9 protein-coding genes are annotated in these 16,405 nt (G+C 72.8%); 4 read left to right on the top strand and 5 right to left on the bottom strand.

Translation table 11 applies throughout. From position 1 onward, the window contains the following. Positions 1-27: 27 nt before the first annotated feature. Complete coding sequence (locus Srubr_RS10545) at positions 28-1,659, bottom strand: flavin-containing monooxygenase (RefSeq protein ID WP_189990958.1); 1,632 nt, start codon at positions 1,657-1,659, stop codon at positions 28-30. A gap of 274 nt (positions 1,660-1,933) precedes the next feature. Between Srubr_RS10545 and Srubr_RS10540 the strand changes: the two genes are divergently transcribed. Next, on the top strand, positions 1,934-3,460 hold the full coding sequence (locus Srubr_RS10540; protein WP_229926494.1) for an alpha/beta hydrolase domain-containing protein: 1,527 nt from the start codon (positions 1,934-1,936) through the stop codon (positions 3,458-3,460). Positions 3,461-3,559: 99 nt separating this feature from the next. Here the strand turns inward: Srubr_RS10540 and Srubr_RS10535 are convergent, their stop codons facing one another. After that, complete coding sequence (locus tag Srubr_RS10535; protein ID WP_189990954.1) at positions 3,560-6,004, bottom strand: SpoIIE family protein phosphatase; 2,445 nt, start codon at positions 6,002-6,004, stop codon at positions 3,560-3,562. 37 nt (positions 6,005-6,041) lie between these two features. Beyond that, positions 6,042-10,319 (bottom strand): HAMP domain-containing protein, encoded by a 4,278-nt coding sequence (locus Srubr_RS10530; RefSeq protein ID WP_189990953.1) that lies wholly within the window; start codon positions 10,317-10,319, stop codon positions 6,042-6,044. A gap of 350 nt (positions 10,320-10,669) precedes the next feature. Between Srubr_RS10530 and Srubr_RS10525 the strand changes: the two genes are divergently transcribed. Continuing rightward, positions 10,670-11,407: a phosphodiesterase gene (locus tag Srubr_RS10525; protein ID WP_189990951.1), complete on the top strand. Its 738-nt coding sequence runs from the start codon at positions 10,670-10,672 to the stop codon at positions 11,405-11,407. 55 nt (positions 11,408-11,462) lie between these two features. Here Srubr_RS10525 and Srubr_RS10520 read toward each other — a convergent pair whose 3' ends face one another. Both Srubr_RS10520 and Srubr_RS10515 read right to left on the bottom strand, forming a co-directional pair. Further along, positions 11,463-12,374 carry a Rieske (2Fe-2S) protein gene (locus Srubr_RS10520; RefSeq protein WP_373313376.1) on the bottom strand — a complete coding sequence of 304 codons (912 nt, stop codon included), beginning with the start codon at positions 12,372-12,374 and terminating at the stop codon, positions 11,463-11,465. Between the two features lie 316 nt (positions 12,375-12,690). Next, positions 12,691-14,214, bottom strand: a complete 1,524-nt coding sequence (locus tag Srubr_RS10515; RefSeq protein ID WP_189990949.1) for a glycosyl hydrolase family 18 protein — start codon at positions 14,212-14,214, stop codon at positions 12,691-12,693. A gap of 282 nt (positions 14,215-14,496) precedes the next feature. Between Srubr_RS10515 and Srubr_RS10510 the strand changes: the two genes are divergently transcribed. Both Srubr_RS10510 and Srubr_RS10505 read left to right on the top strand, forming a co-directional pair. Continuing rightward, entirely contained in the window at positions 14,497-14,919 is a 423-nt protein-coding gene (locus Srubr_RS10510) for a DUF6003 family protein (protein WP_189990947.1), read from the top strand. A 267-nt stretch (positions 14,920-15,186) separates the two neighbouring features. Next, a complete protein-coding gene (locus tag Srubr_RS10505; protein WP_189990944.1) occupies positions 15,187-16,386 on the top strand; it encodes a PP2C family protein-serine/threonine phosphatase in 1,200 nt (399 codons plus the stop codon). Positions 16,387-16,405: the final 19 nt, after the last annotated feature.

Raw genomic sequence — 16,405 nt, 5'->3', positions numbered from 1 at the left:
GCGCAGCCGCCCCGACGGCCGGTGCCCTCAGGGACAGCGAGAGAGAGCGAAGCCGGTGTAGCCGTTCCGGGCCACGGTGTCGCACTCCTCCCGGTAGCGGTCCAGACCGCCCGCGTAGGCGAGGAACACACGGGGTTTGCCCGGGACGTTCGCTCCCGTGTACCAGGAGTCCACCGCCGGATAGAGCGTACGGGCGGCGACCTCGGCCACGTGGACGCCCCAGCCGGCCTCCGCGTCCGGGAGGGCGTCGATCTCCGTGACGCCGTTGCGCCGCAGATGCGCGATGCAGTCGGTGATCCACTCGACCTGCTGTTCCAGGGACACCGCGATGTTGGTGAGCACGGACGGGCTGAGCGGCCCCAGGACCGTGAAGAGGTTGGGGAAGCCGGCCGAGACGAGCCCCAGGTAGCTCCGGGGACCCTCCGCCCACCTCTCCCGGAGGGTCACGCCGCCCTTGCCCACGATGTCGATGGCGAGCTGGGAGCCGGTCAGGGCGTCGAACCCGGTGGCGAAGACGATCATGTCGAGGTCGTGCTCCCCGTCCGAGGTCCGGATGCCCCGGGGCGTGATCGTCTCGATCGGGGTCGTGCGCAGGTCGACCAGTGTCACGTGCGGCCGGTTGTAGGTGGCGTAGTAACCGGTGCCCAGACAGGGGCGCTTGGTCGCGAACGGGTACGTGCGCGGGGAGAGCAGTTCGGCCGTCGCGGGGTCGGTGACGATCGACCGGATCTTGGCACGGACGAACTCCGCCACGGTCTCGTTGGCCTTCTCGTCGGTCAGGATGTCGGTGTACGTGCGCAGCAGTCCGTTCAGGAAGCCCTGGTCCCAGGCGGCCTCGTAGGCGGCCGTGCGCTCCGTCTCGTCCGCCTCCAGGGCCGACCGGGTCGGCGGCTCGAAGACGGTGCCGCCCCGGGACAGCCGCTGGGCGCGCCGGAACTCGGGGTAGCCGGCCTTGAACAGTGCCGTCTCCGCGGACGGCAGCGGGCGGTTGTGCGCGGGCAGCACATAGGCCGGAGTGCGCTGGAAGACGGTGAGGGAGGCCGCCTCGTCCGCGATGACAGGGATGGCCTGGACGCCCGAGCACCCGGTACCGATTACGGCGACCCGCTTGCCGGCGAAGGAGACGTCCTCGCGCGGCCAGCGGGCGGTGTGGTGGACGGCGCCGGTGAAGCTGTCGGCGCCGGGTATCCCGGGATTCTTGGGGACCGACATGCAGCCGGTGGCGAGGATGACGAACCGGGCGGTGACGGTCCGTCCGGTGTCCGTGGAGAGCTGCCAGAGGTGACTGTGCTCGTCGTACACGGCGCGGGTGACCCGGGTGCGCAGGGCGACGTCCCGGCGCAGGTCGAACCGGTCGGCGACGTGGTGGATGTACCGCAGGATCTCCGGCTGGGAGGCGTAGCGTTCGCTCCACTCCCACTCCTGGTCCAGTTCCGGGGAGAAGGAATAGGAGTAGGACAGGCTCTCTATGTCGCAGCGGGCTCCTGGGTACCGGTTCCAGTACCAGGTGCCGCCGATGTCGGCACCGGCTTCCAGGACCACCGCCGACAGGCCGAGCCGCCGCAGCCGGTGGAGCTGGTAGAGGCCGGAGAGCCCGGCGCCTACGACGACGGCGTCGACCGGGTGCGTCGCGACCGGCGGGCCGGGGTTGGTAACCATCGGGTCTCCTGTTCTTCCGGATCGCCTCGCGGCTCACCTCGTCGTCCGGCACCAGGTCCACGAGGGTCCGCGCCGCCTTTGCCGAAGCCTAGAAGGTAAAGAGATGGTCAATCAATGGTCATGGAGGCCGGGGCGGTTGCGGATGTCCGGCGTTCGGCCCGGACGCACCACCCTTGAAGCACCGGTGGATTCACCGATGGCAGCCCGCCACCGCTCCTGGACACTGCGGTCTCAAACCCCGTTGGGACCCGCAATCACGGAGGCAACCGTGCGCATGCTCGCTCGATCATCCCGGCGGTCCGTCACCGCCACCGTGCTCGGGACGCTGCTGTGCGGCGGCCTTCTCGGCACGCCTCTGGCCACCCCGGCCGCGGCCTTCGTCGCCGAGGCCGCGAGCCCCACCGTCACCGTCCCGCCCGTCGGCAGCCACGGCTTCCCGTTCCTCGCCGCGGCGGAGGACCTCGGCTCGTTCGGCTACACCGAGAGCGAGTATTTCTTCTCGGGCACCGCCACGTCGTACGCCAAGTCCGGCCTGTGGACCCCGGACGGCCGCTGGAACGTCCGCGCGTCCGGTACCGCTCCCTACACAAGCCGCCTGCTGGTGCGCCGTCCCGCCGACCCGGCGCGGTTCAACGGCACGGTGGTCGTGGAGTGGCTCAACGTCAGCGGCCAGCTCGACCTCTCCCCGGACTACTGGTTCGAACGGGACGAACTGCTGCGCCAGGGCTACGCCTGGGTCGGCGTCTCGGCGCAGGCCGTCGGGGTCGACGGCGGGCTGGGCGAGATCAAGGGCCTGAAGGGCTGGGACCCGGCGCGGTACGGCAGCCTGGTCCATCCCGGAGACGCCTACGCCTACGACATCTTCTCCCAGGCGGGCCAGGCGCTGCGCGCCCCGAACGGGCCCGACCCGCTCGGCGGGCTCCAGGTCCGGACGCTGCTCGCCGACGGCGAGTCGCAGTCGGCGGGCTTCATGACGACCTACGTCAACGCCGTCCAGCCGGTGTCCGGGGTCTACGACGGCTTCATGGTGCACAGCAACAGCGCGATCGCCGCGCCGATCAGCGGCGAGCTCGCCGACACCCTGCGGATGCCGAACCCGTCCCGGATCAGGACCGACCTGCCGGTGCCCACGTTCGTCGTGCTCACCGAGACCGACGTGCCGGGCGCCGCGGCCGCACGGCAGCCGGACACCGACAGCGTCGTGCGCTGGGAACTGGCCGGCACCGCGCACGGCGACCAGTGGGCCTATGACACGGGCGAGCCCACCGTGCGGAAGTCGGCGGGCCGAGCCGGGCCGTCGGCCGACTGCGCCGCCGGTTCGGCCCCCTTCAACGACGGGCCCGGCCACTGGGCGATGAACGCGGCGCTGCGCCACCTGGCCGACTGGGCGCGGGGCGGTGCGCGGCCGCCGGGCGGGCAGCCGCTGAGCACCCTCCTGCGCGACCCGGCCACCGGCCTGGCCACCGGCGGCGTCCGCCTGCCGGACGTCACGGTGCCCACCCGCACCCTCACCGGCGCGCGCGACACCACCGGCAGCGGTGTCTTCTGCGGCCTGTACGGCGCCCGTGACCCCTGGAACGGCGACGCCGACACCTGGGACCGCCACGACGACGGCGACCCCTCCGACCCGAACTTCCCGCCCACCGCCGAACCGGTGCTCAGCCGGCTCTACCCGACCCACGCCGACTACGTGGACAAGGTGCGCACGGCCGCGTGGACGTCCGTCGACGCCGGCTACCTGCTGCCGGAGGACGCGGCGGCGATCGTCGCCGCCGCGCAGGACTCGGGCATCGGCGGCTGACCCACCGGCCGCCCGGCCGCCCGCGGCCCCGCGCCCACCGCGGCGCGGGGCCCCGGACGGATGCCACCGGAACACAGCGGGCACCCGCCCCGGCAGCGGCTACACCACCCGGATGCCCACGATGCAGGTGTCGTCGTCCGTGTCCGACCTGCTGTAGGTCAGCAGGCCGTCCAGCTGCTGGTCCAGGGTCTTCGGCGCCGTGCGGGCCGTGGTCAGCAGGTGGGCCAGGGACTCCTCCACGGACCGGTCACGGCGTTCGATCAGGCCGTCGGTGTACAGCAGCAGCGTGTCCTCCGGCGCGAACTCCAGCTCGGCCTCCTCATAGACGGCCTCCGGCACCGCGCCCAGCAACAGGCCCTTCACCAGCGGCAACGGCGCCGCCTCCGAGCCGCGCACCAGCACCGGCGGCAGATGGCCGGCCCGCGCCCAGCGCAGGGTGTGCCGCTCGGGGTCGTACAGCGCGCAGACCGCCGTGGCGGTGACCGCGCCGGTCAGATGGTGCGCCACGATGTTCAGCCACGACAGCAACTGGCCCGGCCCGGCACCGGTCACGGCGAGCCCGCGCAGCGCGTTGCGCAGCACGACCATGCTGGTGGCCGCCTCGATGCCATGGCCGGCGACATCACCCACGCACATCAGGATCAGCCCGGACGGCAGCACCACGGCGTCGTACCAGTCGCCACCCACCAGGTGCTCGGTCTCCGCCGGGCGGTACCGCACCGCCACCTCCAGACCCGGCACCGACAGCGGCGCCCGGGTCGGCGGCATGATCGCGTGCTGCAACTGCAGGGTCAGCCGGTTGCGCTCGGCGGCCTGCTGCTCGGTGTGGGCGAGCTGGTCCCGGGTCGCGGCGAGCGCCACCTCCGTCCAGTGCTGGGCCGAGATGTCCTGGTAGGCACCCCGTACGACGAACAGCCGGCCGTCGGTGTCCAGCACCGGTTCGGCGACCACGCGGATGTGCCGGGTCACGCCGTCGGGCCGCTGCAACCGGAAGGCCGCCGAGGCGGGCCGGCGCTGGTGCAGCACCGTGCGCAGGAACCGGCCGAGGGGCACGGCGTCGTCGGGGTGCGCGTACGCGGGCAGCTCCTCCAGCGGGACGGGCGTGCTCGCCGCGGGCCGGCCGTAGAGCTGGAACAACTGGTCGTTCCAGGTGATCTCGCCCGTGAGCAGGTTCTCCTCGAACCCGCCGATACGGCCCAGGCGCTGGGCGTGCTGGAGCAGGCTCGCCAGCCGCGCCGTCTCGTCCTCGATGCGCCAGATCAGCAGCACGCTGTTGCCGTGCCGGCTGATGCTGATGTCCGCGACCGCCGACAGCGACACCTGGTCGACCAGCGAGGTCAGCTGCATGCGGCGGGCCCGGAACGGCTCGCCCGTGGCGTACACCCGCTCCACCCGGTGGAACAGCTCGCTCTTGCCCGCGGCCATCGGGTACGCCTCCAGCAGCAGCGCCCCGTTGACCACCGCCCGCGGCCGGCCCGCCGGATCCAGGAAGTGGTTGTTGATGTGCTGGATGCGGAAGTCGACCAGCTGCCCGGAGTCGTCGAGGTACGGCACCAGGACCAGGGCGGGGTCGTGCAGCCCGTCCGCCAGGTCCATCAACTCGGCGGTGTCGGGCAGGACCCGGGGCTCCTGCCCGGCGTCCCGGCGCGGTGTGTACGTCTCCAGGGTGTGCGCGCACAGCTCGGCCAGGGCTTCCACCTGCCGGACCACCCCTGCCGGCTGGGGCTCCAGCGGGCCCGGCCAGGCGATCTCCAGCACCCCGTGGATCCGGCCCCCGGTGCCCGCGGGCACCGCCACCCGGGCCCCGTCCGGGTGCAGATACCGGCCGATGGTGGGCAACCCGGTCTCGGCGAGCGAGCCGAACCACTGACCGGCGCGCTCGGTCAGGCCCCGGCGTGCCACCGTCGCCACCTCCGGCGGCACATAACGCCATCGGGTGGCCTCCGCCGGGGAGAACCCGGCGCTGCCGGCCAGGGTCAGCGAGCCGTCGGCACCCGCGGCCCAGACGGCCACGGCCACCGCGCCGAGCGGGCGCAGCGCGTGCTCCAGCAGGGAGTCGGCGACGGCCTGGGTGTCGTCCGCGGCCAGCGCCCCGCTCTCGGCCGCCCGCAGCCGCACGGCCGCGGCGTCCCGCTCCGCGGCGCCCGCCGCGGCGGCCAGGAACGTGTTGGTGATCTCCGACATCCGGTCGCGGGCGGCCTGGTTGATGACCTCCACCGCGAACTCCAGCGGCGTCGCCCCGGCCTGCTCGGTCAGCTCGGCGAGCTGTCGGGCGGCCTGCGCCGGACCGCAGCCCAGCCGCTCCACCAGGATGCCCTTGGCCAGCTCGATCAGCGCCCTGCCCTCCGCCTCCGCGTGCGCGGCGCGTACCTCGCGGCGCAGCCGCTCCACGGTGGCGGCGAGCCTGCCGACGGGGGACGTGGGGGAGACCCCGGCCAGGTCCGCCGGCACCGGATCGCCGACGGCCGGCCGTTCGGCGAGCGCGGACGGCTCCGGGCCCGGAGCGGCGTTCTCGGGCTCCTGTGACTGCTCGGTCGTGCTCACGACAGTACTGCTCCTCGGCCGAGGCGCGCTCGCGCGCTCACGCGGACAGCCAGCGCTGGACGCAGGCCATGAGGTCGTGGGTGTCGACGGGCTTGGTGACGTAGTCGCTCGCGCCCGAGGCCAGGGACTTCTCCCGGTCGCCGGGCATCGCCTTGGCGGTGACGGCGATGATCGGCAGGTCGGCGTACTGCGGCAGCTTGCGGATCTCGGCGGTCGCCGTGTAGCCGTCCATCTCCGGCATCATCACGTCCATCAGCACCATCGCGATGTCGGGGTTGCCGAGCAGCGTGTCGATGCCCTTGCGTCCGTTCTCCGCGTGCAGCACCCGGAATCCGTACATCTCCAGGATCCCGCTCAGCGCGAACAGGTTGCGCGCGTCGTCGTCGACGACCAGGACCGTACGGCCCCGGAAGCTGTCGTCGACCGGCGGGGCGAGGTCCTGCCGGTCCTCGGCCCGGACCAGCGACAGCACGTCCCCCGGCTCCTCGGCCGACAGGTGCAGCGCGACGCGCTCGCGCAGCTCGTCCAGACTGGACAGGAACTCCAGCGCCCCGTTGTCCCGGTGCGAGCGCAACGCCTCGTCCCGGGCCGCCTCCGGCCGGCGGCCGCTGTGCACCAGCACCGGTACGCCCGCCAGCCCCGAGTCGCCCTGCAAGGCCCGCAGGAACCGGCCCGCCTCCCCGTCGGGCATGTCCAGGTCCAGTACGACGCAGTGGCACGGCTCGGCGGCCAGCGCGCCCGCCGCCTCCTGCGCCCCCACGGCGGTGATGACCTCCACGACGGGCAGCGGGGAGCCGTCGTCCGGGCTGTGCCGGGCCACTTCCGCGACCACGCTCTCGGCGACCAGGGTCAGCAGCCCGCGCGGCCGCTCCTCCACGACGAGCAGCCGGCGCGGCCGCTGCCGGGCGGGGGAGGACTGCGGTGCGGCGGTGTCCCGGGCGGCCGCGGCGGCCGGGTCCAGCTCGGCCGGTTCCTTCGGCGCGCGTCGGCCGCTGCCCAGCAACTGCTCGAAGTCCGGACGGGCCACCGGCAGGTACAGCGTGAACGTGCTGCCCCGGCCGGGAGCGCTGTCCACCGCGACGGCGCCGCCGAGCAGGTGCGCGATCTCCCGGGTGATGGACAGACCGAGGCCCGTCCCGCCGTACTTGCGGCTCGTGGTGCCGTCCGCCTGCTGGAACGCCCCGAAGATCGTCTCCAGGTGCTGCTCGGGGATGCCGATGCCGGTGTCCCGTACCCGGAACGCCACGACGGCACCGCCGCGCACGACACCGTCCGGGACCTCCTCGTCCGCGGCCGGCTCGATGGCCAGCTCGACGCGGCCCTGCTCGGTGAACTTCACCGCGTTGGAGAGCAGGTTGCGCAGGATCTGCCGCAGCCGGGAGTCGTCGGTCAGCAGGTCGGCGGGCGCGCCCGGCGCGGTGCTGACGGCGAACTCCAGCCCCTTCTGGGACGTCATCGGCCGGAACGTGGCCTCCACGTAGTCGATCAGCTGGCGCAGCGGCACCCGCTCCGGGGTGACGTCCATCTTGCCGGCCTCGACCTTCGACAGGTCCAGGATGTCGTTGATCAGCTGGAGCAGGTCGCTGCCCGCCGAGTGGATGATCCCGGCGTACTCGACCTGCTTCGGGGTCAGGTTGCGCGACGGGTTCTGGGCCAGCAACTGGGCCAGGATCAGCAGGCTGTTCAGCGGGGTGCGCAGCTCGTGGCTCATGTTGGCCAGGAACTCCGACTTGTACTTCGAGGCCAGCGACAACTGCTGGGCGCGGGCCTCCAGTTCCTGCCGGGCCTGCTCGATCTGCAGGTTCTTCGCCTCGATGTCACGGTTCTGCGAGGCGAGCAGGGTTGCCTTCTCCTCCAGCTCGGCGTTGGAGCGCTGCAGTTCCTCCTGCTGGGACTGCAACTCGGCCGAGCGGACCTGGAGTTCGGCGGTCAGCCGCTGTGACTCCTCCAGCAGCTCGTCGGTGCGGGCGTTCGCCACGATCGTGTTGAGATTCACGCCGAGCGTCTCGCGCAGCTGCTCCAGGAAGTCCCGGTGGATCGAGGTGAAGGCGGTGACCGACGCCAGCTCGATGACGCCGAGGACCTGGTCCTCGAACAGGATCGGCAGCAGGATCAGCGCGGTCGGCACGGTCCGGCCGAGCCCGGACGAGATGGTGACGTAGCCCGGCGGCAGTGCGTCGACGGTGATGGTGCGGCGGCTGCGGGCGGCCTGGCCGACCAGCGAGCGCCCCACGGGGAAGCGGGCGGGCCGCTGGTCGTCGTCGGGTCTGCCGTACGAGCCGACGAGCCGCAGCTCCGGACCGCTCTCGCCGTCTTCGGAGAGGTAGAAGGCGCCGTACTGGGCCGCCACCAGCGGTGTCAGCTCCTCCATGATCAGCTCGGCCACCACCGGCAGCTCCCGGTGGCCCTGCATCAGGCCGGAGATGCGCGCCAGGTTGGTCTTGAGCCAGTCCTGCTCCTGGTTGGCCCGGGTGGTCTCGCGCAGCGACTCCACCATGGAGTTGATGTTGTCCTTGAGCTCGGCGACCTCGCCGGATGCCTCCACCGTGATCGAGCGGGTCAGGTCGCCCTCGGCCACGGCGCTCGCGACCGCGCCGATCGCCCGTACCTGCCGGGTCAGGTTGCCGGCCAGCTCGTTGACGTTCTCCGTGAGCCGCTTCCAGGTGCCCGAGACGCCCTCCACCTCGGCCTGGCCGCCGAGGCGTCCTTCGGTGCCGACCTCGCGGGCGACGCGGGTGACCTCGTCGGCGAAGGCGGAGAGCTGGTCCACCATCGTGTTGATGGTCGTCTTCAGCTCCAGGATCTCGCCCCGCGCGTCCACGTCGATCTTCTTCGACAGGTCGCCCTTGGCCACCGCGGTCGTCACCAGCGCGATGTTGCGCACCTGGCCGGTCAGGTTGTTCGCCATGGAGTTGACGTTGTCGGTGAGGTCCTTCCAGGTGCCCGCCACGTTCGGCACGTGGGCCTGGCCGCCGAGGCGTCCCTCGGTGCCGACCTCGCGGGCGACGCGGGTGACCTCGTCGGCGAACGCGGAGAGCGTGTCGACCATCGTGTTGATCACGTCCGCCAGCGCGGCGACCTCGCCCTTGGCCTCGACCGTGATCTTGCGGGACAGGTCGCCGCGGGCGACGGCGGTGGCGACCTGGGCGATGGAGCGCACCTGACCGGTCAGGTTCGACGCCATCACGTTCACGTTGTCGGTGAGGGCCTTCCACGTGCCCGAGACGCCCTTGACGTCGGCCTGGCCGCCGAGGCGTCCTTCGGTGCCGACCTCGCGGGCGACGCGGGTGACTTCGTCGGCGAACGCGGAGAGCTGGTCGACCATCGTGTTGATGGTGTTCTTCAGTTCGAGGATCTCGCCGCGGGCGTCGACGGTGATCTTCTGTGAGAGGTCGCCCTTGGCCACCGCGGTCGCCACCTGGGCGACGTTGCGGACCTGGCTGGTGAGGTTGCCCGCCATGAAGTTGACCGAGTCGGTCAGGTCCCGCCACGTGCCCTTGACGCCCTTGACGTCGGCCTGGCCGCCGAGGCGTCCTTCGGTGCCGACCTCGCGGGCGACGCGGGTGACTTCGTCGGCGAAGGCGGAGAGCTGGTCGACCATCGTGTTGATGGTGTTCTTCAGTTCGAGGATCTCGCCGCGGGCGTCGACGGTGATCTTCTGTGAGAGGTCGCCCTTGGCCACCGCCGTCGTCACCTGGGCGACGTTGCGGACCTGGCTGGTGAGGTTGCCCGCCATGAAGTTGACCGAGTCGGTCAGGTCCCGCCACACACCGGCGACCCCCGGCACCTTCGCCTGCCCGCCGAGGCGCCCTTCGGTGCCGACCTCGCGGGCGACGCGGGTGACCTCGTCGGCGAACGCGGAGAGCTGGTCCACCATCGTGTTGACGGTGTCCTTCAGCTGGAGGATCTCGCCGCGCGCGGGCACGTCGATCTTCTGCGACAGGTCGCCCTTGGCCACTGCCGTGGCCACCTGGGCGATGTCGCGGACCTGGGTGGTCAGGTTCCCGGCCATGGCGTTGACCGAATCGGTCAGATCGGCCCAGGTCCCGGAGACCCCGGGCACCTCCGCCTGCCCGCCGAGGGTCCCCTCGGTGCCCACCTCCCGGGCCACCCGGGTCACTTCGGAGGTGAACACGGACAACTGGTCGACCATGCCGTTGAACACGGTCGCGATGTCACCCATGAGACCATGGGCGTCTTCCGGAAGGCGCGTCCCGAAGTCGCCGTCCCGCACGGCGGTCAGGCCCGCCAGGAGCTGTCGCAGCTCCTGGTCGCCCGGCGCGGCGTCGACCGTCTCGGACTTGTCGCTGGTCATGCGCAACCTCGTCCCGCTCCCCACGGGCCCTCGGCGGTGAGGACCCGAACACCCCTGCGGCCCGCGAGGGCCCCAATGCTGTGCATTTCCGCACTTCACGGATCTGCGTGATGAGAAATACGCCGCAGGCTAACCCGCTTGGCCCTCACCGCACAAAACCGCCCCCGCCGTGCGCCCCCGCCACGCCGCCTCCCCCGGCACGGCGGGCCGGACGGCGACGCTCCGTTTGACGTGGGGGGATGCCCGGCGTCCCGTGTCGGGGAGCCGGCCCCGGGGTACTCGGTGCGCCGTGCGGAGGCAGGGCCGCCGGGGCGGGCCTGCGGACGGCGACCACGAGGGCGGGATTCACCATGCTGAGAGGCGCGCAGGCCCGGCCGGTCCGTGAGCCGGCGGCGTCATGGCGGGTCCGAGCGGCCGAGGCGGCTTTCCGGCTGCCGGCCAGGCTGCGCGGGGCGCCCGCCCTGCATCCGCACGGGCTGATGTGCGCGGGCGACGTGGAGGTGCCGGACGGCGGTGAACGCTGGGGCGCGCCGTGGCTGGACGGACCGGGCCGGTTCACCGCCACCGTGCGGCTGTCCCGGGCGGCCGGGCTGCCCCGGCGCCTGCCCGACGCGCTGGGACTGGCCGTACGGGTGGACGAGGCCGACGGACCCGCCCGGTCCCTGGATCTGCTGATGACGAGCAGCGGCCAAGGCCGCCTGGGCCGGCACTTGCCGCGGCTCCGCGCCGACGCGCTCGGCGGGCCGTACTCCAGCCTCCTGCCCTACCGGGTGGGCGGCCGCTCCCGCGTCCTGGCCGCCTTCCCCCGCCCGTGCGGGCAAGGCCCGGTGCACGGTGACCCGGAGAGCCTGGCGCGGGCGCTGGCCGCCGGACCGCTCGTCTTCGACCTGTGCGCCGGGGGGACCGGCCGTTCCTGGCGGCCGTTCGCCGTGCTCACCGTGCGCTCCGCCCTGCCGGCCGGGCCGAAGGAGAGCGCGGGCTTCGACGTCTACGAGCACGATGCCCGGGGCTTCACCCCCGGCCCCGCGCTCGCCGCCGTCCGCCGCGCGGCGTACCGGGGGTCGAGGGCCGGACGCCGCTCACCGTAGTGCTGTCCTCGCATGTCGTGCCGGCCGATGCTCAGCCGCCGAGCGCGGGGGAGGCTCACCGGGCCGTGCTGTCCTCCGTCTGGTCCCGGTCCCGCAGGCGCACCTCGAGGTGGCCGTCGACCACGCGGGTGTCGAAGGCGGGCTGGGGAGAAGTGGCCGGGCCCTGTACGTTCCAGCCGTCGGCGAGGCGGAAGACACTGCCGTGCCAGGGGCACCGGACGCATCCGTCTTCGAGGGTGCCTTCGGACAGCGGTCCCGCGAGATGGCTGCACCGGTCGGCCAGCGCGTGGAAGGTGCCGTCGGCTTCGCGGACGACCAGGACCGGTACGTCGTCCACGGCGCGCCGAGTCGCGCGGCCGGCCGGGAACTCGGTCACGGACCCGATCCGGTGCCAACCCTCCGAGACGACCTGGGGAACCTCTTCCGCGTGGTTGGCGCCCGCGGCCTGTCGGTAGGCGAGGTGGCCGCCCAGCAGGCCGCCGGCCGCCACCGCCGTCAGCCCCAGGAGGCCGAGGCCGCGGCCGGCCTTCGTACGGCCCTTGACGCGACAGGCGAGTGAGGCGGCGTACAGCGCGACGGCCGTCGTGTTGGCCAGCGCGTGCACCAGGCCGACGCGCTGCTGGCGGGGGTGCAGTTCCGCCCAGTCGACGGCTCCGGCCAGCGCGGCCGGGGCGGCGGCGGCCAGCCCGACCGCGATCAGCGAGCCCGCTGCCCGTTCCCGGCCGGGGCACAGGTCCAGCACCGCGGCGGACAGCCAGCTGCCGACCGGCACCTGCACCAGCAGCGGGTGCACCGGGTGGCCCAGCCACCTGCCGTGCAGCAGGTCCCGGCCGCCGCGCAGCGGCAGGGCGCGCACGCCCCGGCTGAGCGTGTCGGTCACCGCGTCACCGTGCGGCTGCCGTTCGACACTGTCCAGGAGCCGCGGAACGATGTCCCGCCGCATCCGGCGAGGTGGTGTTGTCGTCATGGGTCGCTGGGTCCCCCGTCGCGCACACCGCAAACGGGACCCGTGGCCGGCTGCCCGCGGCCGCGTCCGGCGGCGCGGGGAGCCTGGGCCCCACGTCCTGGACGAGCCGGTCTCACGTCCTGGGCGACCGGCAGGCGACGGCCCGACCACAGGGGCCGGCTCGTCGCCGAGGGGTGCCCGTGCCGCCCGTGCCGCGTCCACGCGGGGCCGTGGTCCGTTGCGGGTGCCCGGACCGGGACCGGCCCGTGGGCGGTCCCGGCGGTCACGAGATGCGTTCTCGTGCTCGTACGAGCGCACTCGGCGGCGGTCGGACGGCTCAGCAGGCGCCGAGGTCCTGCCAGACACCCCACTGGCCGGTGGTGCCGGGCTCCTCGCCCGTCGTCCACCACTTGGCCTTCCAGGTGTGGCCCTTGTACGAGACCTGCTGGCCGCCGGTGTAGACCGTGTCCTTGGCCCACGGGGCGGCCGTGCACTGGTTCCCGCTGCCGCCGGTGACGGTCAGGGAGTAGGACGCCGAGTGGCTGCCCGAGGCGCCCGCGCCGGTCACGGTGACCGTGTACGTGCCCGACGCCGCGGCCGGGGTGGTGGCCAGGGTGAGCGTGGAGGAGCCGCCGGCGGTGACCGAGGCGGGGCTGAGGGAGGCGGTGACACCCGCCGGGGCGCCGCTGACGCTCAGCTTCACCTCCTGGGCCTCGCCCTTCGTCACGGCCGTCTTCACGGTGGCCGTCGCGGACTGGCCGGCCGTCACGGACCCGGAGGCCGGGCTGAGCGCCACGGAGAAGTCGTCGGCCGGGTCGGGGACGCCGCCACTGGTGAACGGGGCGAAGATGCGCGTGAAGTCCCATGTGTTCTGTTCGATGCCCGAGCAGTTGTCCGCGGCGCCCCCTCCCGGACAGCCGCCGTTGTCCCGCTGCAACGCCCAGAAGGACAGGGTGTTGATGCCCTTGGCGACCGCCCAGTCGTACACGGTCCGGGCGTTGGCCAGGGTGAAGGTCTCCGCCTTGCCGAAGTCGTCGACGCCCGGCATCTCGGTGACCCCGACCATGTTCCACAGCTGGGCCGGGGTCTTGGCCGGATACAGCTCGGCGAGCAGGTCGTACAGGCCCTGGGCGGCGGTCTGGGTGTCCTTCGCCATGTCGTGGGGCTGGTTGTCGTAGTAGTCGAACGTCATGAGGTTCACGACGTCGACCCGGGTGCCGTTGCTGATCGCGTTGCGCAGCAGCGCCTCGCCGTTCGCCGCGGGACCGCGCGTGGTGGTCGGCAGGGTGTAGGAGATCTCCACCTTGCGCCCGTTGGCCGCCGCCCGGTCCTGGACCAGCTTGATGGCCTTGTTGCGGCGGTCGATGCCGGCGGCGTTGTCGAGCGAGTCCACCTCGATGTCCATGTCGAGCCGCGAGATGTCGTAGGTGGTGATGACCTTCTCGTACGCGGCGGCGATCTGCTGGACGTCGGTGCAGCTGTCGGCGATCTCGGTGCCGGTGGTGTCGGCCGTGTACCCGCCGAACGAGGGGATGACGTCGCCTCCGTTCGCCTGGATCGTCTTGATGTCGGCACCGAAGGTCGAGGCGGCGACCGGCATGCTCGTGTCGCCGTTCCAGTACGGCGTGCAGGAGCCCTTGGCGGCGGTCTGGAGGAAGGCCATCGTCAGGTGCTTGGCGCCCGACTGGGCGGACAGGGCGGCGGGGCTCTCGCCGGTCCAGGCCTCGAAGTAGGGGGCGAAGACGTGGTTCGGCAGGGGTGTCGCGGCTTCGGCGGTGCCGGTTCCCGCGAGGGCGAGGCCCACCGCGGCCGCCGTGGTGGCGGCGGTGAGGGCCGCGCGGAAGGAACGCACGAGTCTCATGTCAGTCCCGGTGTGTGGAGGGCAGGCGGCAAAGGTCTTGCGCGCGGAAGGAGTTGCCGACTACTGGGATAGCGCCACCGCAGGGGCGGGTCAATGGTCTGGACCAAAAAGGGACTAGACCAATTCGTCGAACGGAGGCGCCCTGTCGCAGTACAGGGCACCCGGCGGCGGACTGGACCATGCCCGCGCCTTCCACCAGGTCCGCGCCGGGATGACCATGCGCGCCGAACGCGGGTATACGGGGTGCCGTGCCGACAAGTCTTCCGACGGGAGGAGCAGACGATGACCGACGACGCCTGTCTCGTGCTGAAGTCCGAAGCGATGGCCGCGCCCGGCGTGCCGCCGGCGGCTGTCGGTGACCTGGCTTTCCTGGAGACACCCGCGGTGCGGGCCTGGCTCCAGGCCCATGGGGTCACCGAAACCTCCCCGGACCTGCGGCTGGTGCCGCCCGAGGAGACGGCGGCCGTCCCCGAGGACGCCGAGCGGCTGTCCGTGCCGCTAGGGGAGGAGGAGCTGAGCCGGCTGCGCCACCACACCGCTCCGCCGGACCGGGCGCGGCTGGAGGAGGAACTGCTGGGCTACCGCTCCTGCACCGACGGCCGTGACGCCCTGCTCGCCCGTGCCCTGGCGGCCGGTGTCCCGGCGCACCGCGTCGCGGAACTCACCGGCGAGGACCTGGCCACCGTCGAGGCGGCCACCCGCTGAGGATCGCGCCGCCCGGCCGGCGCACCTCCCGTCAGCCGGCACACACCAGTACCTGCCGCAGGGAGAGCGGCGCAGGGCGCCACGGCACCCGAAGGCCGTACACCGATGGCTGCGCCGTGCTGTCGGCCGAACGGATGAAGTGCCTTCTTGTGACCGGTTCTTCGGCCGGAGTGGGCTAGTCCGGCGCGTGTCGGTCCTGGCCGGGTGCGGGTGCGTCCGGGAGGGTCCGCGTGGAAGCCGGGGCGGAAGGATCGGGAGGTGCCCGCGGTGGGCTATGAGGACCTGGGCCTGGACGAGGTGCTGCGGGCAGCGGAGGAAGCCGCGCCGGTGGAGTCGGTGGACGTGATCGCCCGGAAACTGGAAGAGCGGTTCTCGGCGAGCGAGGTCTCCTTCTGGCTGGTGGACATGCTCGGACAGGCAGCCGTACGGCTGCCCAGGGCCGACGCGGCCGGGCAAACGCTCGGCCGGGCGGAGAGACGCGAGCTCGCGGGCAGTCTGTACGACCGGGTACTGCGTTCCCAGGACGTCCAGCAGGAGCCGGCCGAAGAGGGCGGCCACCGGTTGGCGGCCCCGGTCACCAACCGCGGCGACTGCATCGGCGTCCTGGACCTGGTGGTGCCCCGCACGGACGACGCGCTGCGCCAGGCGGTCGCGCAGGCCGCGCACGCGCTGGCGTACATCGTGGTGACCGACCGCCGCTTCACCGACCTCTACCACTGGGGACGGCGCACCACCACGATGACCCTGGCCGCGGAGATCCAGCACCAGCTGCTGCCCTCGGCGTCCTGCTGCGAGGCCGCGCAGTTCACCCTGGCCGGTGGCCTGGTCCCGGCCGACGACATCGGCGGCGACACCTACGACTACGCCTTCGACCAGGCTGCCCTCTACCTGTCGATCACCGATGCCATGGGCCACGACACCGATTCCGCCCTGCTGGCGACGCTGACCGTGAACGCCCTGCGCGGCGCCCGCCGGGCCGGGGGAGGCGTCCTCGACCAGGCGTACGCCGCTCATGAGGCGCTCAGCCGGCACAGCCGCGGCATGACCACCGGGCAACTGCTTCGGGTCGAACTGGGCACCGGCGCCTGCGAACTGGTCAACGCCGGCCATCCCTGGCCCCTGCGACTACGCGGTGGTCAGGTGGAGGAGGTCGCCATCAGGGTGGACATGCCGTTCGGGGTCCCGGCCCCGGTCACCTACGAGGTGCAGCGGCGTCGTCTGGAGCCCGGCGACCGGCTCGTCCTGATCACCGACGGCATGCACGAACGCGCGGCCGCCGCGGTCGACCTTCTCTCCCTCATCGCCGCCACTCGCGACGAGCACCCCCGTGAGGTGATCCGGACGCTGACCGCGGCGGTGCACGACGCGTGCGGAGGGGAACTGCCCGACGACGCCACCCTGTTGGTGCTGGACTGGCACGGCGGCGGCGCGGTACGGCGCCGCACCGGCGGCGGCTCCGGCACCTGATCCGGCAAGCCGCCCGGTC

Source organism: Streptomyces rubradiris (genome assembly GCF_016860525.1).
Taxonomy (GTDB): domain Bacteria; phylum Actinomycetota; class Actinomycetes; order Streptomycetales; family Streptomycetaceae; genus Streptomyces; species Streptomyces rubradiris.
This window is presented reverse-complemented; position numbering and strand designations above follow the sequence as displayed.

Excerpts from the sequence above, each read along its gene's own strand:
- Srubr_RS10530 (WP_189990953.1), bottom strand. The coding sequence starts at position 10,319 with ATGACCAGCGACAAGTCCGAGACGGTCGACGCCGCGCCGGGCGACCAG.
- Srubr_RS10520 (WP_373313376.1), bottom strand. The coding sequence starts at position 12,374 with ATGACGACAACACCACCTCGCCGGATGCGGCGGGACATCGTTCCGCGG.
- Srubr_RS10515 (WP_189990949.1), bottom strand. The coding sequence starts at position 14,214 with ATGAGACTCGTGCGTTCCTTCCGCGCGGCCCTCACCGCCGCCACCACG.
- Srubr_RS10510 (WP_189990947.1), top strand. The coding sequence starts at position 14,497 with ATGACCGACGACGCCTGTCTCGTGCTGAAGTCCGAAGCGATGGCCGCG.
- Srubr_RS10540 (WP_229926494.1), top strand. The coding sequence starts at position 1,934 with ATGCTCGCTCGATCATCCCGGCGGTCCGTCACCGCCACCGTGCTCGGG.
- Srubr_RS10525 (WP_189990951.1), top strand. The coding sequence starts at position 10,670 with ATGCTGAGAGGCGCGCAGGCCCGGCCGGTCCGTGAGCCGGCGGCGTCA.
- Srubr_RS10545 (WP_189990958.1), bottom strand. The coding sequence starts at position 1,659 with ATGGTTACCAACCCCGGCCCGCCGGTCGCGACGCACCCGGTCGACGCC.